Raw genomic sequence first — 20305 nt, 5'->3', positions numbered from 1 at the left:
TTTTGTTGGCCCCGATGGCCTTTGTGGATAACCGAAACCGGGGGCATGGCCTTTCCGGGCCTGCTCGCCCGCTCGCACAGTTCCRGTTCGGCCAGGTAATCGCCCTGTGTCGGGGCGGCGCCACCCGTCACGGCGCAGGATGTGACGGTCATCCCGCGTCCCCGCGCGGCGGCACCGACGGGTCACCCATCGGGCCCTCCACCCTGGGCCGGCTGGTGTACCCGGGTGCACTCCGGCGGCCGCGTGCCCCACGGTGGTCCGTCGCGTAGGTGTCCACGTGCTCCTGGGGCGAGTGCAACGCGATGACGCGCATCACCTCGTCCGTGACCGCCTGGACGACGGCCCGCTGCCGCGCGGAGGGCGGGCCCGCAGCCTCCAGTCCGTCCGGCCCCAGTCCGTCCGGCCCCAGTCCGTCCGGCCCCAGCGCGCCGCGGTGGCGAGAGACGTCCAGCGGTGCGCAGACGGTGATGTGAACCTGCCCGCGCCGCCAGCGGCGGCTGCCGCGCGGGCTCACCTGCGCGCTGCCCGTGATCACCACTGGGACAACCGGGGCGCCGGTGGCGAGCGCGACCCGGGCCACCCCGGTGCGACCGCGGTAGAGCCGTCCGTCCGGGGAGCGGGTCCCCTCCGGGAAGACGCCCCACACCCCACCGGCCCGCAGCACCCGCACGCCCGCGGTGAGCGCCGCCGTCGCCGCGGCACCGCCGGACCGGTCGACGGGCACCTGCCCGGCGGCGGTGAACATCCACGCGACCAGCCGGCCGCGGAGCCCTCGCCCGGTGAAGTACTCCCGTTTCGCGAGAAACGAGATCTTTCGGGGGGACGAGCCGGACCAGGAGAAAAGAATCTGACACCGCCAGGTGGTTACTGGCCAGAATGACCGGCCCACGGCGCGGGATGTGTTCCGCGCCGGAGACCGTCGGACGGGCCAGCAGCCCGAGAAGCGTGCCGATGAACAGCATTCTGAACAGCCAGTACCACATGCCGGCTCCGTGGATCGGTGAGGTGGACGGACAGGCGGCCGGGCGGGTGCTGAGCCCGTCATCGCCGGCCCCGACTCGACCGGCGTCACCTTCGGCGGCAGCGTGGCCGCGGACCGGGCGGTGCGCGTCGGGATCGTGTACGTCCGCTTCGCACGCGCGCGGCCCGGCATGTTCGAGCTGATGTTCCGGCACGACCTCCTGGTCGGCTCCGGGGAGAACCTTCGCTCCCGCAGCCTGCCGATGGTCGAGCGCTGGACGGTCCTCGTCGCCGCGGTGCTCGCCGAGCGCAGTGCCGGCCAGCCCACGGAGGGCCCGGCCGCTGGGTGGTCTCGTCGTGGCCGGTCTGGGGATGGGTGGCCCGCCGCCGACCAGCTCGGAGCGGGCCCGCCGGCAGGCTCTGCTCGCCTGGACGCACCTGCACGGCATCGCCGTCCTCGCGGCCCGGCACAGCCTGGACCTGGTCACCGGATCATCCGATCCCACGGACATGGTCGTCGAGGCGCTCGGCGCCCACCTGTTCGCGGGCCCGGGGTCGGAGGCCATCGGGTGGTGACCCGGCAGCCGTAGCCGGCGGGCCGATGGGCGAGGATGACGGGATTCCCGCCGCTGCCGCCGGGGCGCGGCGCCCGGCGCGTCCGCCGGTTCAGGCACTGGCGGGAATCAGTCGGACAGTCCAAGCCCCGCGGAGACAACGTGCACCGTCCCGAATCCGGCCCGCCCCCCGGCTCCGCGTCCGTGGATGCGCCGCCCGCCGGGTCGCGGCCTGCCGATTCGCGGCCCGGCGGGCCACCGTCCGCCGGGCCACCGTCCGCCGGGCCACCGTCCGCCGGTTCGCCTCCGGGGCGGGGACGTCCCGCCGCGCAGGGCCCGGCCGGACGCCCACCGTTCCAGCTGGCCGTGCTCGAGGCGGTCCTGGAACGGGTCACCTTCGCCAACGAGGAGACCGGGTACACCGTCGCCCGGGTCGACACCGGGCGCGGCGGCGAGCTGCTCACCGTGGTCGGAGCGCTGCTCGGCGCCCAGCCAGGGGAGTCGTTGCGGATGCGCGGGCGGTGGGGTTCGCACCCGCAGTACGGCCGCCAGTTCCAGGTCGAGGACTACACCACCGTCCTGCCGGCGAGCATCCAGGGGATCCAGCGCTACCTGGGCTCCGGGCTGGTCAAGGGGATCGGGCCGCGTTTCGCCGAGCGGATCGTCGACCACTTCGGCACCGACGCGCTGGACGTCATCGAGAGCACGCCGGAGCGGCTGATCGAGGTGCCGGGCCTGGGCCCGAAACGCACGAAGGCGATCGCGGCCGCCTGGGAGGAGCAGAAGGCCATCAAGGAGGTCATGCTGTTCCTCCAGGGTGTGGGGGTCTCCACCTCGTTGGCCGTCAAGATCTACAAGAAGTACGGGGATGCCTCGATCGGCGTCGTGCGCACCGAGCCGTACCGGCTGGCCGCGGACGTGTGGGGCATCGGCTTCCGCACCGCGGACACGATCGCGCAGGCCGTCGGCATCCCGCACGACAGCCCGCAGCGGATCAAGGCCGGTCTGCTGTTCACCCTGTCCGAGGCGACCGACGGCGGCCACTGCTACCTGCCGGAGAACCGCCTCATCAGTGACGCCGTGCGCATCCTGGGCGTCGACACCGGCGCGGTGATCGAGAGCCTGGCCGAACTGGTCGTCGAGGAGGGGGTGACCCGGGAGGAGGTTCCCGGCGAGGACCCGGAACAGCCCGTCACAGCCGTCTATCTGGTGCCGTTCCACCGGGCCGAGGTCTCGGTGGCGGCGCAGCTCCTGCGGCTGCTGCGGGCTGGCACCGACCGCCTCGGCGCGTTCGCCACCGTCGACTGGGAGCGGGCGCTGGACTGGCTGCGCGGACGCACCGGTGCCGAGCTGGCCGAGGCCCAGCGCGCCGCGGTCACCCTCGCGCTCACCTCCCGGGTGGCCGTCCTGACCGGCGGTCCGGGCTGCGGGAAGAGCTTCACCGTCCGCTCCGTCGTCGAGCTCGCCCGCGCGCGGGGGGCGAAGGTCGTGCTCACCGCCCCGACCGGACGGGCCGCCAAGCGGCTCGCCGAGCTCACGGGGCACGAGGCGTCCACCGTGCACCGGCTGCTGGAGCTGCGTCCCGGCGGCGACGCCGCCTTCGACCGCGACCGGCCCCTCGACGCTGATCTCATCGTGGTGGACGAGGCGTCCATGGTCGACCTGCTGCTGGCAAACAAGCTGATCAAGGCGGTCGCGCCCGGCGCGCACCTGCTGCTTGTCGGAGATGTCGACCAGCTCCCGTCGGTCGGCGCCGGGCAGGTGCTCCGTGACCTGCTCGCGCCGGGCACCCCCATCCCGCACGTCCGGCTGACCCAGGTGTTCCGCCAGGCCAGTGAGTCGGGCGTGGTCACCAACGCGCACCGGATCAACCGCGGCGACCAGCCGCTGGTCCGCGGGCTCGACGACTTCTTCCTCTTCACCGCCGAGGACGCCGAGGAGGCCGCCCGCCTCACCGCCGACGTGGTGGCCCGGCGCATTCCGGCGAAGTTCGGCCTGGACCCGCGGCGTGACATCCAGGTCCTCGCCCCGATGCACCGCGGCCCGGCGGGCGCGGGCGCGCTCAACACCGCGTTGCAGGAGGCGCTCACCCCGAGCCGGCCCGGCCGGCCCGAGCGCAGGTTCGGCGGGCGGGTGTTCCGGGTCGGCGACAAGGTCACCCAGGTCCGCAACAACTACGACAAGGGCGCGAACGGCGTCTTCAACGGGACCCTCGGCGTCGTCACCGCGCTCGACGACGAGAACCAGACACTCACCGTGCGCACGGACGAGGACGAGGACGTCGACTACGCCTTCACCGAGCTGGACGAACTGGTCCACGCCTACGCGGTGACGATCCACCGCTCGCAGGGCAGCGAGTACCCGGCCGTGGTGATCCCGCTGACCACCAGCGCCTGGATGATGCTGCAGCGCAATCTGCTGTACACGGCGGTCACCCGGGCGAAGAAGCTGGTCGTACTGGTGGGGTCGCGGCGTGCGATCGGCCAGGCGGTCCGCTCGGCCGGGCATGGCCAGCGGCACACCGCCCTCGCCCACCGTCTCCACGCCGCCGCCGGCGGCTGACCGTCCGGCCGCTCCCGGGCAGTGCCGGTCGCTCCCGGTCGCTCCCGGCATTGCCGGACCTCAGTGCTGTTCCGCCCGCCCGCGCGCCCGTCCGCGTACCCTGCGCGCAGGGGCCGATGGTGTCGGGGCACGGTGGAGAGGCGGCGGGCAGCGCGGTGACAAACGGAGCAGAGGCCGCCGGAAGCGGTGTCACACCCGAGCGCCGGGTGGCCACGCCACCGCTGCGTGACCTGTTCGGCGAGGTGCTGCGCAGGGTGCGGCGCCAGCAGGGCCGCACCCTGCGGGAGGTCGCCGCGGCCGCCCAGGTGTCGATGCCCTATCTCTCGGAGGTGGAGCGCGGGCGCAAGGAGGCCTCCTCGGAGGTGCTCGCGGCGATCTGCCGCGCGCTGGGTATCCGGGTGGTCGACCTGCTGGCGGCGGCGATGAGCGAGCTGGTGCGGTATGAGCCGCTGCCGGCGCGGCACACCGTGCCGGCCGGCCCCGACCGGATTCGGCCCGACAGCGTCCTGCCCAACGGTGTCCTGGTCGTGGTCTCCGGAACGCACCCGACCGCACCCGCGGCAGGAGCCGTTGTCGCCGCCCACGAGATCGTCGCGGGCCCGGAGCAGCGGGGTCCGGTCGCCGCCGTGGGTGGGGCCCGGGTGATACGGCCGGCCGGCCGGTACGAGGCGCGTGCGGCCACGGGCCGGCAGGTGATCCACCTGGGCGCCGGCCGCCTGCGGCGCGGCCCGGCCGTGCTCCGGCACGCGGTCCGGCCGGGGCCAGGGCGCCCGGCCCATGTGCGCGCCCACACGCGCCCCCGCGCGGGAACCCGCGGCTCAGGCGGTGCGTGGCACGGAACGTGGGGCGTGCCGATCTCGGTGTGAGGTGGTGGCCATCCGGCCGGCGCTGTCGATGACCTCGTCGACCAGGCCGTACTCCCGGGCCTGGTCAGCGGTGAACCAGCGGTCGCGGTCGGAGTCGGCCTCGACCCGTGCCACCGGCTGCCCGGAATGCGCCGAGATCAGCTTCTGGATCAGGTGCTTGGCGGCCAGCAGCTGCTCCGCCTGGATCGAGATGTCCGCGGTCGACCCGCCGATCCCCCCGGACGGTTGATGCATCAGCACCCTGGCGTGGGGCAGCGCGTACCGCTTGCCGGGCGCACCGCTGGTGAGCAGCACCTGCGCCATCGACCCGGCCATCCCCAGAGYGACGGTGGCGACGTCGTTCCCGATGTACTGCATCGTGTCGTAGATGGCCATGCCCGCGCTGACCGAGCCCCCCGGCGAGTTGATGTACAGAAAGATGTCGGCTGTCGGGTCGTCGGCGGCGAGGAGCAGGAGCTCGCCGCAGATGGCGTTGGCCATCGCGTCCTCGACCACCGCTCCGAGGAAGACGATGCGGTTCGCGAGCAGCCGCTGGAACACCTGGTCCTCGAACGGCGCGGACGCGGCGGCGGGTGCGTGCCCGGTGTGCTGGGTGTGCAGGGTGTGCAGGGTGTTCATGGCTGTGGTGACCTCCCGCCGGCCCGGCGGGGTCGGGGATCACGTGCAGGGGCCGGCGAGGCCAGCCTCGCCGAGAAGGCAGCCCGTGGGAGGGGATGTCTGCCCCCGGCAGATCTGCCCGTGGCAGACGGCACCTGGTACCTGTGCCGCCCGGCCTGGCACGGGGAGGTGGGCCAGGGCGGGCCCGTCAGATCAGAAGATGCCCGGATCGCCGTCGAAACGCAGCCGGGTCCGCGCGGTGTCGTCGTGCAGCATCACCATGAACGCCTCCGCGACGCGGACCTGCTCCTGCAGAGAGGCCAGCTTCTCCTCGGCGAGACTGACCCAGGTGGCGAGCCGCTCGCGCAGTTCCTCCCGGCGCTCGTGGGGGAGACCGTCCCGGTCGATCTCCTCACGGAGACCGACCAGCGCCCGCATCTCGTCGAGCGTGAATCCCAGGGGCTTCATCTTCTTGATGAGCAGGAAGCGCTCGAGTGCGTCGTCGTCGTAGAGCGGATAGCCGCCAGCGGCCTGCCCGACGGCCACGAGCAGACCGGCCTCCTCATAGAAACGGACCGTCCGCAGGGACAGCCCGACCAGGGTGGCGACCTCGCCGATCTCGTAGACGCCGCGGTGGGCTGAGGAAGGGGTGATGTTCCCTGTCGTGGACAATTCGACCCTTATGTCGGTATCGCGGGCAGATGACGGTGGGTGGGCGCGACCGCTGGCGGTACCGGATCCGGGTGGCGCGCTGCCGCCGGCGGGACCSGTCCCAGCATATTGCGGGCTCGCCGTGACCCGGCGACCCGGCGCCAGGCACGCCGCCCGTCCGGGCACGGTCCCATCGGCAGGGCCGCCCTGGTGCTCCGGTGGCTCGTCAGTGCTCCGGCAGCTCGTCGTGGCTCTCGCCCTGGACCGTTGTCTGTGATCTCTCGACGTCGTCGTGCAGACCGACGACGAAATCCTCCGCGACACCGGCCTGCTCGCGCAGGGTGGCAAGTTTCTGCTCGGCCAGAACGACCCAGGTACGGAGCCGCTCCCGCAGCTCGGCCCGCCGCTCGGATGCCAGCTGCGGGTCGATGAGCTCATCACGGACGGCCAGCAGCGAGCGCATCTCGTCGAGGGTGAAACCCAGCGGCTTCATTTTCCGGATGAGGAGCAGGCGGCTGACGGCGTCGTCGTCATACAGACGGAATCCGCCCGGGGTCCGGCCGGTCGGAACGAGAAGCCCGGCCTCCTCGTAGTAGCGCACCGTACGCAGCGACAATCCCACCCGCTCGGCAACCTCTCCGATCTGGAGAGTGTTGCGTCGGACCAGACTGGGAACGGATTCGTCCCTGCGCATCGTCGACAAAGCTACCCTTACGTCAGGGCCGGGAATCGCGGGCCGTGGCGCTGACCGGTGGCCGAGYGGGTGACTCCCGAGCACTCTACTTAGACCGTGTCATTGGTACGGAGCACTGTACGACGTCCCGGAGCCCGGCGAAAATCGGCCCGAGGCCTGATCTTCGCGGTCATCTCGGGCATGGCGGCGCTCGTACCGTACGCGTTCGCGTCGCGCCGCCCTGTCACCGTCACGGGTGCGGATCGCGTCCCGGGGGCTGCGTCACGTGATCTGACCAGATCTCCGCCCAGATCTCCGCGGCAGGTTCACCACCATGGCGGAGTGTTCTCCTGGTCTCCTGTGCCGCGTCGGGCGGATCCGCGCGCAGTACGACTGCGGGTGCGGGGGCGAGATGCCGAACCGCCCGGGTCACGCCACCGGCCGCGGCGGACACGTCCCGTCGAATCCACCGGCCTGCCCGGGTGGTCCGCCTCCCGGCAGCCCACGCGGTATCGGAAATACACGGACAACGTAAAGGTGTCGTAAATCGGACTGAGTGCCCCGGAGTTCTTCGACATACTTCCGCGACCGCCCTACAAGTGGCGAAGGAGGGTTCTCCGGGTCGCGCGAAAGCTTGCGATACCGCCCTGTTCCCCCGCGATGGCCCGGGTTGGGCGATGATCGGGGTGGCTGGTCCCGACGGCGGCGGCACGGAATCGGAGGCGGCGGCGCAATGAGCATCACCAACGAGGCGGTCGGGCAGGCACTGCGTTCCTGTCTGGCCCGTCACCCCGGTGACCACAGGCGGCTCGCGCCGCTGCTGCGGGCCGCCGACAGAGTCGCCGCCGGTTCCTCCCGGCTCACCTGGCGCAGGACACTGCCAGGCCACGTCACCTGCTCGATGGTGGCCGTCAACGGGGAGGGCCGGGTCCTGCAGATCCATCACCGGGCGTCCGGTCTGTGGCTGCAGCCCGGCGGCCATGTCGAGGACCGCGACCTCTCCCTGTTCGGCGCAGCCCTGCGGGAACTCGCCGAGGAGACCGGGATCGGCCGCCGTGGCGTCGACCCGGTCGTCCCCTACCCGGTGGACGTCGACATCCACTGGGTGGGCGCGCACCCGCACCGGCGTGAGCCACAGGACCACATGCACTATGACTTCCGTTTCGTGGTCACCATCCGCAGCAACGACCTGTCCGCCGGCACCGCCGCCGGCCGCCCCATCCCGGTGGGCCTCACCTCGCCGGACCCCACCACTTCGGTGGGCGGACGGCCAACCACATCCGGGGGAGCCGGCTCGGCCAGGCTGCGGACGGGGCTGGTGGCGCTCAGCGCCGGCGGGCCGGGCGGTGTTCCCGCCAGCAGGGTGGAACCGGCGCCGCACGCCGGCCCGGTCGGTGCCCGGAGCCACCGACCGGGCGGAGCCCACGACCTCCTCGTTCTCGCCGCCGACGAGGTCGCCGGTGCCCGTTGGGTGGAGGTCGCGGACCTCGACGAGCGCCTCGCCGAGCGGGTCGCCGCGGTGCTCGGCCGCCCCGGCAGCCCCGCGGGGCCCTGATCGCTCCGGGCTGCGCCGGCTGGTCCGAACGGGTGTAAGCGGCGGCACGGTCCGGGCCGAAAGCCCCTCATGCCCCCTGGGCCAGGCACGCTTCTTCTGGGCGCTCGTCGGCCTCGTCCCGGTTCGGGACGGGGCGCCGTGGAGATCTGGACGCCGGACATCGGACGTCCCGCCCCGGACGGCAGCGCCCCATGCCAGTCAGACCGGGGGGAGGCCGGCGGATGGAGATTCCGCGGAGGTTGGGGCCGTTCCTGCTGACCCGCCGCATCGGTACGGGCGGCATGGGGACGGTCTACTACGGGACCCAGGACGGTCCGGACGGTCCGCCGGCCGCGGTGAAGGTCATCCGGGCGGAGTTCGCCGATCATCCTGAGTTCCGCGCGCGTTTCCGGCGCGAGATCGAGGTCGTCCGCCGGGTGGCGGGCGCGTGCACGGCCCGCGTTCTGGCGGCGGACCCGGACGGTGATCCGCCCTATCTGGCCACCGAGTACCTCGCTGGTCCCAGCCTGGCCGAGTACGTGCGCGAGCACGGCCCGCTGGCCGGCGACGCGCTGCGTACGCTGGCGATGGGCCTGGCCGAGGCGCTGGTCGCGATCCACGAGGCCGGGGTCGTCCACCGTGACCTGAAGCCCTCCAACGTGCTCCTCACCCGCGACGGCCCGCGGGTCGTCGACTTCGGGATCGCGCAGGCCGCCGACACCATCTCGCTGACCGGCGCCGGATGTTCGGTCGGAAGCCCCGCCTACATGAGCCCCGAGCAGGTCAGCGGACGGTTCAGCGACCCGGCGATGGATGTCTTCGCCTGGGGCTGCACGGTCGCCTACGCGGCCACCGGCCGTTCTCCCTTCGGGGGCGGCTCGGCCGACGCGGTGCTGTTCCGCGTCCGGCACGACCCGGCGAACCTCGACGGGGTTCCCGGCCGGCTCTACGGGCTTCTCGCCCGGACGCTCACGAAGAACGCCCGGACCCGCCCGGGTATCCCTGCGGTGCTCCGCGAGGTCCTCGCGATGTCGGACGTCGGTGCGGCGGTCAGCAGCGACACCGAGGACACGGATCTCACGGCCCTGGTCAACCAGGTGATCGCGGAGGGCTGGCTGTCCACCGCGCATCTCGACCCCCGGATCCTCGACCTCGACGCACACGACCGGCCGCGGCTGCCGATCGTCCGTGCCCCGAGCCCGGCGCCGACACCCGTACCGGCGCCGACACCCGTACCGGCGCTGGTACCGGCGCCGGTGCCGGTGCCGGTACCAGCAGCACCGCCGGGACCGGCACCCGGGCGCAGGCCGGTGCACGCCGCGGAGTCCCCTGCCCCCAGCCCGCTGCCCGCACCGACGGTCCGCCCCGGCCGGACGACCCGGCCGGCCGCGGCGGCCCGCTCCGGCGCCGCCGGCTCGGCGACTCCGGCGAGCCGGTCGGCTTTCATGCCTCGGGCCGCTGCCGGGGAACCGGCCCGGTACGCGGTACCCCGGCAGCGCACGGAGGACCAGCACCTCGGCAGTGCCGACACCACGGATCCGGGCCAGCCCAGCGCACCTGGCGCACCGCGGGGAAGCGGCGCGCCTCGCGGGTCCGGCCGGACGCGCGGGGCCGGCGGCAGGTCGGGGAGCGCCGGCGGATCGGCTGGCGCCGGCAGCCGCCACGGCGCCTCCGGACGGCCGACCCGAGGTCTCGGCGTGCGTGGAACCGGCGGGACGAGCGGGCGTGTACGGACGGGGTCGTCCGCCGGGCGGGCTGAGCCCGGTGGCGCCCCCACCCGGGGGAGCCGCTCGGGTGGCGGGACCGGCTCGGCGACGTCCGTCGTGCCCCGCCTCACCCTGCCGGTGCCCACTCCGTCGGTGCCCACCGCGGCGGCGGACGCCCACGGGCCTGCCCGGCCCCGACATCGGCGGGCGGGCGGCGCCCATTCCCAGCGGGCCCATTCCCAGCGGGCCCACGCCCGGCGGCAGACAGCCCAGAGGCAGACAGCCCAGAGGGCGACCGTCGGCACGCCTGCCCGACCCGTGGCCAAGGCCGTCGTGGCGCCGGCAGGTCGGAAGGCTCCCCGGCGGGGGAGAGGAGCGCACCGAGGCTCCCGGCAGGTGCACCTCCCGATCGGGTGGATGGCAGTGGGACCCGGCACCCCACTGTGGATCATGATCGCGTGCCTCATGGTCATGCTCGTCGCTCTGGTCGCGGTGGCTGCTCGCTGAGGGCGGGCAGCGGTCATCTCCGCACAGCCCGCCCGTGGGGCGCCCGCTCACCGAGGTCGCGCCGGGGGGCCTCGGCCTCCCGCCGCCCCGCCACGGTGAGGCGGCCCGCACCGGTGCGGGCCGCCTCACCGTGGCGGCCCGCACGGGCCATCGCAACGCGCACGGCCGAGCTGCGGATCAGGGTCGTGTCCAACACCAGATCGTCGACCGGGACGGTGAGGCCCTCCTCGACCAGCACCGCCGCCGTCATGCTGTCACCGGTGCGCAGCACCTCCCGGAGCTGCTCGAGGATGCCGCGCAGCGTCGCGATCTGCTGGGCGCACGACGGTGTGCCGAGCGTCGGCAACCAGGCCGGCCACGGGTGGGCCGTCACCTCCTGGTCCGGCACACCGAGCTCCCGGGCGAGGGCGAGCTGCGAAATACGATCGGGGACTACCCCACGGTTCTCCCAGCGCCAGATCTTCTGACGCTGGGCCGCCATACTGGCGACACCGAGTTCACGCGCCCGGGCCGCGACGATACGCGCCACGGTTTCGTAGGACCAACCATGCAGCGAGCGAAGCCGGCGCAGGGGGTGAGCCGACTCGGAGACTGATTCCTGAAGAGGAAGCGGGTGGTCGGGCTGTATGACGAACATTCGTCCCACCTTTCGTGTGCGCCCCCGCCCTCCAATCCCTCGCCTGGTCCCGAAACCGCTCGGGCGTCGCCTGGCCGCGGCATCTCGGCCTGCACTCCTGACCGGACGACGTCGCCGTGACGCATCCGGGTGTTTCCCAACAGGTGCGGGATGCGCCTGGTCGTCCCCGACAACGACCGACGCTCGGCCGGTGGGGCCTCATGGGCACCACCGGCCAACCACCTGTCAGGCCCTGCCTCCCACCACCCGCGGGTTCGGAGGACCACCCGTGGACCGGGCCGTCCGTACGCGTGACGACGGGCACATAAACAACGGGAACACAATAGCATTACGGCCTGCCGCGGTCCGCTCGTTTCTCTCGCGTGGCACTCCGAGTCACTCCGGTCACACCAGGATCGCGCAGCCGCCGCACTGCACCCGGCCGCGGGGCGGCTTCCTGTCGGTGGTCTGCGTCATGATTCCCCGCTGTGAGTGCTGAGAATGCTGACCCCCTCGGCTCCGCCGCCAGGTTCACCCACCCGTACGCGGTCGTCGACGTCGAGACCACCGGTCTTTCCCCGACGCGAGACAGGGTGCTGTCCATAGCCGTGGTCCTGACCTCGCCGGACGGCATCGTCGAGGGCCGCTGGTCGACCCTCCTCGACCCCGGGTGCGATCCCGGGCCGGTGCATATCCACGGCCTCACCAGGCAGCGCCTGGCCGGCAGCCCCACCTTCGCCGCCGTCGTCGATGAACTGGCGGACCTGCTCGCCGGCCGGGTGCTGGTGGCCCACAACGCGGCGTTCGACTGGCGGATGCTCGCGGGGGAGGCACTGCGCATCGGGCGGACGCTGCCGGTCGAATGGCGGCTGTGCACCCTGACGCTCGCCAGCCGTCTCGGCCTGGAGCTGACGAGCCTGCGGCTGGCGGCACTGGCGGCCCACTGGGGGATCGCCCAGCGCCGCGCCCACGACGCCGAGGACGACGCCGAGGTGCTGGCCGCCCTGCTTCCACGCATTCTCGAGCGGGCCGGGGAGCAGTATCTGGAGCTGCCGCTGACACGGTGCGGCGTCGAGCGCGAGGGCATCGCCGTGTACCCCCCGCGCTACTCGGCGTCGGGCCGGCCGCCGCCGTGCCAGTACCACAACCCCGGCCCGCTGGCCCCTGGGGCGCCCCTGGTCCAGGGCATGCGGGTGGTCTTCACCGGTCCGACGACCACGGAGCGCGCCGCCCTTGCCGACCGTGCTGCCGCGGCCGGTCTGCAGGTGTCCGCGAACGTCAGCCGCCGGACGAGTGTGCTGGTGACGAATGTCCCGGACGGCGCCACCGAGAAGGCCCGGGCGGCTGCGCGCCTGGAGATTCCCGTCCGGGACGAGCGGGACTTCCTCGCGCTGCTGGAGGCGGTCGCCCCCGGAGATCCCGTCGCGGAGCTCGTCACCGTGTCGGCCGGGCCTCCTGCGAAAGCCGAGGCCGCCGGGCCGCCAGAGCCGGTGGGCCGACAGGAGTAGGCGCGCCGGTGGGAACGGCTGTGCCCGCCGGTCGGCGTGTGCACGCCCACCGGTCAGGGTGCCTGCCTGATCAGCGGCTCAGAAGCCGGGGTGGCCGGAGGTCCGCTGTCGGTCGGCAGTCCCGCTCAAGCAGGCCGAGCTGTGTGGTGGCCCACCGGGCTACGCCAACCAGGTCAAGGTCCTGCATCCAGCCGGTCCTGGGCGCCTCTCCGGTGGTCGAGGGCTGTCCGGTGGTCGAAGGCTGTCCGGTGGTCGAAGGCGGCATGGTGGCCGGTGTCTGTCCGCCGGGGTCGGTCGGCCGGGGGCTGGGACGGGTCTCGTCCGCGCCTCGCGGTGTCGCCTCGCAGAGTTCTCGCAGGTGGGGCTCGAGCTCGGTCAGCCCGCGTCGCAACAGCGCGACCGCGCCGCGGCAGTTCCCGCGCGCGGCATGCACCAGGCCGACCACGATCTGGGTGAGACCACGCCAGAGGCCACGCTCCGCGCTCGGCGCCGCTCGCCAGGCTGCCTCCAGCACCTCGTGGGCCTGAAAGTAGAGACCGTCGTCGAGGAGGTTCTGAGCAGTCCGCAGGACCGCCTGTGGGCTGTCCGGGAGATGCTCCGGCAACGGAGGGACGCCGACTGACCCATGCGGCAGCGGGCGGCCGAGACGGTCGCGGGGCCGCTGCTCCACCTCTCGCCGGGTTCGCTCCTCTCCGGCCAGCGGGGCAGCCTGCTCCGGCTGGTCACCGCGAGGCGGCGGATCCGTCATGCCATCAGAAGGGCGATCATCACAAGGACGAGCATCGCTGCCACGGCGATGCCGATCCGCACCGCCCGCGCACCTGGCCGCACCGTTGGGTCAGGCCCCGCCGGTTCGTGCCCGGCGCCGGGAGCGAACTGCACTGTGGCGAGGGCACCCGCCCGGCTGCCGGCGCCCGTTCGGGTCTGCGCGCCCGCGTCCCGCTCGGAGGCCTCGGTGCCCGGTGGGGTCCCCGCGGGCACAGCGCTCCCCGTGGCCTGCGTGGCGTGCTCCGTTGCCGGCCCCGTGTCGGCCGGTCGAGTGGCACCGGTGGGCGCCGCGTCTCCGGCGGGTGCCGCGTCTCCGGCGGGCGCAGCGTCTCCGGTGTGTGCAGTGCTTCGGATGGCCGGTGCGGTCCCGGCGGGCGCCGCGTCCGCGGCGGGAGCGCTCGTAACCGGCGGGACGGCCTCCGCGGGCAAGCTGGCGTCGGCTGGGGGTGTGTCCTCGCCTGGCGGTGCTGTGTCGGCTGGCGGTGTGCTCTTGCCTGGCGGCGTGGCGTCGGTGTCGGCGGGCGCGGAGGGCCCGGCAGCCGGAGCGGTCTCGGCGGGCGGCGCGTCCCCGGCGGACGGAGCGCCGCAGGGGAGCGGCGAGGCCGGCGTCCCGTGGTCGATCGGGGCGGGAACCGGATGCGTTGAGTCGTCCAGCACCAGCTCCAGGCCGTGGTCGGCGAGGACTGGACGGGTCGGGCGGGCCGGTGCCGGCCCGCCCGGCGCGGGATGGGGCCTGGCCGCGGCCGCGGCCGCGACCGCCTCGTCCAGGACGGCGGGGACGCCCGAGCGGGCGAGCCAACCGGGGCCGCGGGAGCGGGCCATGGCCTGGGCCATGGCGAGCGCGAACTCGCGCGCATCCGCCGGGCGGCGTGCCGGCTCCTTGGCGAGGGCGCGCTCGACGACCCGGGCGACCGGCTCCGGGACGCCGGTGAGCGGCCGTGGCGTGACGGTGAGATGGTGCCGGGCCCAGTGCTCGGCTGTCGGCGGCCGCACGTGGAACAGCGGGCGGCGGGCGAGCAGTTCGTAAAGCACCACGGCGAGCCCGTACAGATCGGTCGCAGGCCCCAGTTCGTCCAGGGTGAACTGTTCGGGCGCCATGTACCGAGGCGTCCCCCCGGGGGCGGGTCCGCGGCGTCCGGCGCCGGGGCCCTGGGCGTGCGCGATGCCGAAGTCGGTCAGCTTCGGCGTCCCGTCCGCGGTGAAGAGGATGTTGGACGGCTTGATGTCGCGGTGGAGGATGCCGTGGGCGTGCACGTGATCGAGCGCTGCGGCGGTGGCGAGACCGATCGCGCAGGCCGTCTCGGTGGAGACGCCGGCCGCGGCCCGGCTCTGCAGGCTGCCCCCGTCGAGCAGCTCCATGACGATCAGCGCGAGTTCTCCATGCACCAGGTGGTGGGAGACCTGCACGAGGTGCGGGTGGTCGAGCGCGGAGAGCAGCCGGGCCTCGGCCGCAGCATCGGGGCCGGCGGCCGCGACGGCMCTCGGGGCACCGGTGGCGCCGAACACGGCTCGTTCCTCGACGCCGAGCRCCATCGCCTTGACCGCGACCCGGCGGCCGGCGTCGTCGGTCGCGGCGAGGACCACGGCCGACCCGCCGCGGCCGAGCTCGGGCCCGAGGTCGTAGCCGGGCAGTGCCGCGGCAACCCGGGCACGATCGATGATCATTTCGGGCCCCGGGTCGCGGTGGCGGAGATCCCGATTTCGGGCGCATGTCGGGAAGCGTGGCAAGAGTGCATGGTCGCACCATTGTGGGTGTTCCGGTCCTCCCGCGGCGGGCTGGCAGCCCGCCGGACGGGCGGCGGTGTCACCAGCCCGCTCGGGCGGTGCGGCGCCCGGCGACACTGGACCCATGTCCGCCACTCTTGTCGCGTCCGATCTGACCGTGCTGCGCGGCGGCGCCGTCGTCCTGGCGGGGATCTCGCTCACTGTCGTGCCCGGTGACCGTCTCGGCGTGGTCGGGCCGAACGGGGTGGGYAAGTCGACCCTGTTGAGGGCGCTCGCCGGCCAGGTGTCGCCGGACAGCGGCCGGGTCGACCTCTCGCCGCCCACCGCTGCCGTCGGCCTGCTGCCCCAGGAGCCCGACCGCCGCCAGGACGAGACCCTCCGGCAGTACCTGGCCCGCCGGACCGGTGTGACGGCTGCCCAGGAATCCCTCGACCGGGCCACCGCGGACCTGTCCGACTCGGTCGCCGGCGCCGACGACCGCTACAACGATGCCCTGGAACGGTGGCTGGCGCTCGGCGCCGCGGACCTGGACCACCGGGCCGAGCAGATCGTCGCCGAGCTGGGCCTGCCCGCCGGGTCGCTGGACCGCCCGACCGCCGCCCTCTCCGGCGGCCAGGCGGCGCGTGGCTCGCTCGCGAGTGTCCTGCTCTCCCGCTTCGACATCACCCTGCTGGACGAGCCCACCAACGACCTCGACTTCGACGGCCTGGAGCGGCTGGAACAGTACGTCACGCAGATGCCGGGCGCACTCGTCGTCGTCAGCCACGACCGCGAGTTCCTGGACCGGACGATCGACGCGGTCGCCGAGATCGACCGGCACCAGCACTCCGTCACCCGGTACGCGGGCGGTTGGGACGCCTACCTGGAGGCCCGCGGGCTCGCCCGTCGGCAGGCCCGGGAGCGGTACGAGCGCTTCGCCGACCGCCGGGCCGACCTCGTCTCGCAGGTCCAACGCCAGCGCGAGCAGTCGGTCCGCGGAGCGGTGCGGGCGAAGCGGCGTGCACCGGACGCGGACCGCTCCGCCCGCGGTGCGCGCATCGAGGCGGCCACCAAGAGCGCTGGCCGGGTCCGCTCGCTGCAGACCCAGCTCGAGCGCCTGGAGAGCGGCGGGGAGGCGGTCGCAGAGCCGCGCAAGGAGTGGCAGCTGCGGATGTCCATCGCCACCGCCCCCCGCTCGGGCGATGTGGTGGCCACGCTGTCCGGAGCCGTCGTCGAGCGGCCGGGCTTCCGGCTCGGGCCGGTGGACCTCACCGTCGCCTGGGCCGACCGGGTGGTGATCACCGGCCCGAACGGGGCAGGCAAGAGCACGCTGCTGGCCGCGCTGCTCGGCCGCCAGCCGTTGACCGCGGGCCGGCACATGCTCGGTTCGGGGGTGCTCCTCGGCGAGATCGACCAGGCCCGGTCGCGCTTCCGGGGGGAGGCGACGGCGGCCACGGTCGCCGAGAAGGCCACCGGAGGCACGGCCGCCGACGTCCGCACGCTGTTCGCGAAGTTCGGGCTCGGGGCGGATCAGATGACGCGTCCCGCCGCGTCGCTGTCGCCCGGCGAGCGCACCCGGGCCGCGCTGGCCCTGCTGCAGGGCGCCGGGGTGAACTGCCTGGTGCTGGACGAGCCCACCAACCACCTGGACCTGCCCGCCATCGAACAGCTGGAGCAGGCCGTCGAGGGTTTCGAGGGGACCCTGCTGCTGGTCACCCACGACCGGCGCCTGCTCGAGGCCGTGCGGGTGACCCGCCGGCTCACCGTGGCGGACGGCGAGGTCCAGGAGAGCCCGGCCTGATCGGCGGTCAGGAGCCACGGCGGGGGGTATTTTCGGGCGGAGCGGGTGTCGGTGCCCCGAACCGGGGCGGGGCACGAGGGCGGAGCACGAGCGGCCCACCGCCGCGGAGGCGGGCCGGTGTCGGGAGGTCATCGCCATGAGCGGCGTGGAGCTGTTCGCGGTCGCCCTGGTCATGGCTCTCGGCCTCGTCGGAGTCCTGGTGCCCGTGCTTCCAGGCCTGCTGGTCGTCTGGGGCGCCGCGGTGTGGTGGACGATCGCGGATGGTGGCGGAGCCGCGCGCTGGCTGGTGCTCGCGGTCATCAGCGCGCTGTTCGTCGTCGGGTCGCTCGCCAAGTACGTGCTGCCGGGGCGCGCCGCCTCCGCCGCGGGGGCGCCGTTCGGAACGATGCTCGTCGGCGCGGTCTGCGCCGTGATCGGGTTCTTCGTCGTGCCCGTCGTCGGCCTGCTCGTCGGCGGCCTCGCCGGGATCTATCTGGCCGAACTCGCCCGCCTGCGCGACCCCGGTCAGGCCGCGGCGTCCACCTGGGCGGCGACGCTCGCCTTCGGCGTCGGGCTCCTGGTGGAGATCTGTGCGGGACTCGCGATGGTGCTGGCCTGGGGCGTCGGTGAGCTGATCACCTGACGCCGGGGAACGGAAACGTCGGCCTCCGCGGAACGGTGGCGACCTCCGGGGCGAGCCGGTCGCCACCTCATTCCGTTCCCCGGCCGGATTCAGCTGTGTGGAACCTGCCTGGTCAGCGGACTACCAGTTCCAGTCCCAGTCCCAGTCGTCCTTGCCCCGCTTGTCCTTCTCCCACTTGTCCTTGCCCCGCTTGTCCTTCTCCCACTTGTCCTTGTCCCAACGATCCTTCTCCCACTTGTCCTTTTCCCAGCGATCCTTATCCCACTTGTCGTCCTTCCACTCGTCCTTCTCCCACTTGTCGTCCTTCCAGCGGTCCTTGTCCCAGCGGTCTTTCTCCCACTTGTCCTTGCCGTACTGCTCGTGGTAGCCCTTGTCGTCCCAGAAGGCCTGCGCGGAAACCGCGCCCGGACCCAGGCCGAGAGCCGCGACGGTGGCACCCGTCGCAACAAGAACGAGAATTCTACGTGGTGCGGACTTTCCCATAGTTCCCCCATGGATCAAATTCCTGTGCGGCGGCCCCGCACCAGCAGGGGGCCTGCCACTCCGCATGCTCTGCCAAACAAAGAATCTTTGCGCGCGCGAGTTGGGGAACTTTGGGGCCGTGGCATTTCCCGATTTCCCTGGGGTGTGTGGGTGGCGGGCGCCCTCGGCGGAATTGGCGGGGGCTGTCGCCGGCTCCTGCAGGCGCGGCCCGTGGGGGCGACGGTCCGCCTGCGCCGCAGTACCGTTCGCCGTGGGCTCGCAGGAGTGCTCACCGGGGCAGCCGGGCCCTGCCGCGGCCTACCGGCGGGCGTGCTTGGCGGGCTGGCCCGTCCCGCTCCACCGCCCTGGTGTCCTGGCGGCGCACCTGGCCGGTGGTGGGCGTTCCGGAACCGCCTTCGAGCCCGTCCGGGACCCGTCGGACGGGCTTCGGCCCGACGGGGAGTGCCGTCTTTTTCGTCATGCTGGCGAAGAACCGCTGGAGTCGTCCGTAGCCGTGTGCCAGGTTCAGGTGGTAGTCAAGGTCGCCGGTGGTCGGGAAGACTGCGGCGCAGCCCAGGTCTCCGCGCGGGCATCGGTACACGGTCATTGCGGGTCCTCCTGCCGGTCGGTTCCTCCTACCAGGTGGCGTGCCGGGCCATCACGGATCGTTCACAGGCCGGAAACCGGTGCGGAACGCCTCGTGGCGACGCTACGTCCCTGCTCCGATGAACGCATGGCTGGAGGGGCAGACTGGAGTCATGGCAAACGCGTCCCTCGATCCCACTGACGTCCCTGCCGCCGCCGAGGACCGGCCGACGGCCGCCGCGGGGCGGGCGGCAAGCGCCGGCGCGGCGCTGACGGCCGAGTCCGAGGTGGTGGACCTGTGTCGGGATCTGCTCCGGTTCGAGTCCGTCAACCGGGGGAACGGCGACGGCCACGAGCGGCCGATCGCCGAGTTCGTGGCAGAGAAGCTGGCCGAGGTGGGCCTGGAGCCGGTTCTGCTCGAGTCCGCCCCGGGCCGCACGAGCGTCGTGACCCGGCTGGCGGGCTCGGATCCGTCCCGCTCACCGCTGCTGATCCACGGCCATCTGGACGTCGTCCCGGCTGACCCGACGGACTGGCGCGTGCACCCTTTCGCCGGTGAGGAGCTCGACGGCTGCCTGTGGGGGCGGGGCGCCATCGACATGAAGGACATGGACGCCATGACCCTCGCGGTCGTGCGTGACATGGCCCGCTCCGGCCGTCGTCCGCCGCGTGACCTCGTGGTGGCCTTCGTGGCGGATGAGGAGGCTGGGGGCACCCTCGGGGCGCGCTGGCTGGTCGACAACCACCCCGACCACTTCGCCGACTGCACAGAGGCGATCAGCGAGGTCGGCGGGTTCTCCTACACGGTCTCGGACGACCTGCGGCTCTACCTCATCGAGACGGCCGAGAAGGGCATCGCCTGGATGAAGCTGACCGTGGCCGGGCGGGCGGGCCACGGGTCGATGCTCAGCGAGGACAATGCCGTCACCAAGCTGTGCGAGGCGGTGGCCCGGCTGGGCCGCCACCAGTTCCCGATCGTGGTCACGCCCACGGTGCGGGTGTTCCTCGACTCGATCGGTGAGGCGCTGGGCATCGAGCTCGACGCGGGCGACATCGAGAGCACGATCGCGAAGCTCGGCCCGATCGCCCGCATGGTCGGCGCGACGATCCGCAACACGGTGAACCCGACCCAGCTGGCGGCCGGCCACAAGGTGAACGTGATTCCCGGGGAGGCCACGGCCTACGTGGACGGGCGCTACCTGCCCGGCCAGGAGGAGGAGTTCCTGCGCCAGGTCGACGAGCTTCTCGGGCCGGAGGTGCGGCGCGAGTGGGTGGTCAACGACCAGGCGCTGGAGACCGGGTTCGACGGGCCGCTGGTGGAGGCGATGGCCTCGGCGCTGCGGGCGGAGGACCCGGCGGCGCGCGCCGTCCCCTACATGCTCTCCGGCGGCACCGACGCGAAGTCGTTCTCCCGCCTCGGTATTCGCTGCTTCGGCTTCTCGCCGCTGCTGCTGCCGCCCGACCTCGATTTCGCCGGGATGTTCCACGGCGTCGACGAGCGGGTGCCCGTCGACGCCCTGCGGTTCGGTGTCCGCGTGCTGGACCGCTTCCTCGCCTCGTCCTGACCGGAACCTGACCGCCGCTGCGGGGGCAGGGCGGGGGGGTGAGCCCGGACGGCAGCAGGCCCGG

Annotated in this window: 17 protein-coding genes and 1 pseudogene; 9 read left to right on the top strand and 9 right to left on the bottom strand. The window is 73.2% G+C overall.

Translation table 11 applies throughout. The annotated features are described in order from the left end of the window. Window positions 1-148 precede the first annotated feature (148 nt). Window positions 149-983 (bottom strand): annotated as a pseudogene (locus CC117_RS10655) (lysophospholipid acyltransferase family protein). Between the two features lie 334 nt (window positions 984-1317). On the opposite strand from CC117_RS10655, the gene CC117_RS38005 reads away from it, so the two are divergent. The 3 genes from CC117_RS38005 (at window position 1318) to CC117_RS40480 (ending at window position 4942) form a co-directional block, all read left to right on the top strand. Next, window positions 1318-1536, top strand: coding sequence for a hypothetical protein (locus CC117_RS38005; RefSeq protein ID WP_071083566.1), 219 nt, complete (start codon window positions 1318-1320; stop codon window positions 1534-1536). Window positions 1537-1880: 344 nt separating this feature from the next. Continuing rightward, complete coding sequence (gene recD2 / locus CC117_RS10645; RefSeq protein WP_071083565.1) at window positions 1881-4076, top strand: SF1B family DNA helicase RecD2; 2196 nt, start codon at window positions 1881-1883, stop codon at window positions 4074-4076. 155 nt (window positions 4077-4231) lie between these two features. Next, window positions 4232-4942, top strand: coding sequence for a helix-turn-helix domain-containing protein (locus CC117_RS40480; RefSeq protein WP_241829994.1), 711 nt, complete (start codon window positions 4232-4234; stop codon window positions 4940-4942). Here the strand turns inward: CC117_RS40480 and CC117_RS10635 are convergent. The 3 genes from CC117_RS10635 to CC117_RS10625 all read right to left on the bottom strand — a co-directional run bounded on the left by CC117_RS10635 (window position 4895) and on the right by CC117_RS10625 (window position 6893). After that, a complete protein-coding gene (locus CC117_RS10635; RefSeq protein ID WP_241829993.1) occupies window positions 4895-5560 on the bottom strand; it encodes a ClpP family protease in 666 nt (221 codons plus the stop codon). The genes CC117_RS40480 and CC117_RS10635 overlap by 48 nt on opposite strands. Before the next feature lie 192 nt (window positions 5561-5752). Then, window positions 5753-6211: a MerR family transcriptional regulator gene (locus CC117_RS10630; protein ID WP_071083564.1), complete on the bottom strand. Its 459-nt coding sequence runs from the start codon at window positions 6209-6211 to the stop codon at window positions 5753-5755. Window positions 6212-6416: 205 nt separating this feature from the next. After that, window positions 6417-6893, bottom strand: a complete 477-nt coding sequence (locus CC117_RS10625) for a MerR family transcriptional regulator (RefSeq protein ID WP_407673501.1) — start codon at window positions 6891-6893, stop codon at window positions 6417-6419. A gap of 703 nt (window positions 6894-7596) precedes the next feature. On the opposite strand from CC117_RS10625, the gene CC117_RS10620 reads away from it, so the two are divergent. Next, window positions 7597-8418, top strand: coding sequence for an NUDIX hydrolase (locus CC117_RS10620; RefSeq protein ID WP_071083562.1), 822 nt, complete (start codon window positions 7597-7599; stop codon window positions 8416-8418). A gap of 221 nt (window positions 8419-8639) precedes the next feature. Continuing rightward, window positions 8640-10610: a serine/threonine-protein kinase gene (locus CC117_RS34535; RefSeq protein WP_157905394.1), complete on the top strand. Its 1971-nt coding sequence runs from the start codon at window positions 8640-8642 to the stop codon at window positions 10608-10610. Window positions 10611-10623: 13 nt separating this feature from the next. On the opposite strand, the gene CC117_RS10610 is transcribed toward CC117_RS34535, so the two are convergent. Next, entirely contained in the window at window positions 10624-11247 is a 624-nt protein-coding gene (locus CC117_RS10610) for a transcriptional regulator (protein WP_071083561.1), read from the bottom strand. Window positions 11248-11714: 467 nt separating this feature from the next. Between CC117_RS10610 and CC117_RS10605 the strand changes: the two genes are divergently transcribed. Continuing rightward, window positions 11715-12734, top strand: a complete 1020-nt coding sequence (locus CC117_RS10605; protein ID WP_071083560.1) for a DEDDh family exonuclease — start codon at window positions 11715-11717, stop codon at window positions 12732-12734. Between the two features lie 70 nt (window positions 12735-12804). Here CC117_RS10605 and CC117_RS38865 read toward each other — a convergent pair whose 3' ends face one another. Then, entirely contained in the window at window positions 12805-13338 is a 534-nt protein-coding gene (locus CC117_RS38865; RefSeq protein WP_241829992.1) for a DUF309 domain-containing protein, read from the bottom strand. A 140-nt stretch (window positions 13339-13478) separates the two neighbouring features. Further along, window positions 13479-15167: a serine/threonine-protein kinase gene (locus tag CC117_RS10595; protein WP_071083559.1), complete on the bottom strand. Its 1689-nt coding sequence runs from the start codon at window positions 15165-15167 to the stop codon at window positions 13479-13481. 184 nt (window positions 15168-15351) lie between these two features. Here CC117_RS10595 and CC117_RS10590 point away from each other — a divergent pair, with 184 nt between their 5' ends. Further along, window positions 15352-17007: an ABC-F family ATP-binding cassette domain-containing protein gene (locus CC117_RS10590; protein ID WP_071083558.1), complete on the top strand. Its 1656-nt coding sequence runs from the start codon at window positions 15352-15354 to the stop codon at window positions 17005-17007. Window positions 17008-17143: 136 nt separating this feature from the next. After that, window positions 17144-17629: a DUF456 domain-containing protein gene (locus CC117_RS10585; RefSeq protein WP_071083557.1), complete on the top strand. Its 486-nt coding sequence runs from the start codon at window positions 17144-17146 to the stop codon at window positions 17627-17629. Window positions 17630-17749: 120 nt separating this feature from the next. Here the strand turns inward: CC117_RS10585 and CC117_RS10580 are convergent, their stop codons facing one another. After that, entirely contained in the window at window positions 17750-18112 is a 363-nt protein-coding gene (locus CC117_RS10580) for a hypothetical protein (RefSeq protein ID WP_071083556.1), read from the bottom strand. Window positions 18113-18380: 268 nt separating this feature from the next. Next, complete coding sequence (locus CC117_RS10575; protein WP_071083555.1) at window positions 18381-18698, bottom strand: hypothetical protein; 318 nt, start codon at window positions 18696-18698, stop codon at window positions 18381-18383. A gap of 151 nt (window positions 18699-18849) precedes the next feature. Between CC117_RS10575 and CC117_RS10570 the strand changes: the two genes are divergently transcribed. Then, window positions 18850-20241, top strand: coding sequence for a M20/M25/M40 family metallo-hydrolase (locus tag CC117_RS10570; RefSeq protein WP_071083554.1), 1392 nt, complete (start codon window positions 18850-18852; stop codon window positions 20239-20241). The last annotated feature ends 64 nt before the right edge of the window (window positions 20242-20305 follow it).

This window comes from Parafrankia colletiae (assembly GCF_001854655.1).
Classification (GTDB): domain Bacteria; phylum Actinomycetota; class Actinomycetes; order Frankiales; family Frankiaceae; genus Parafrankia; species Parafrankia colletiae.
Note: the sequence above shows the minus strand (reverse complement) of the source record. Positions and strands in the feature narration are given on the sequence as shown.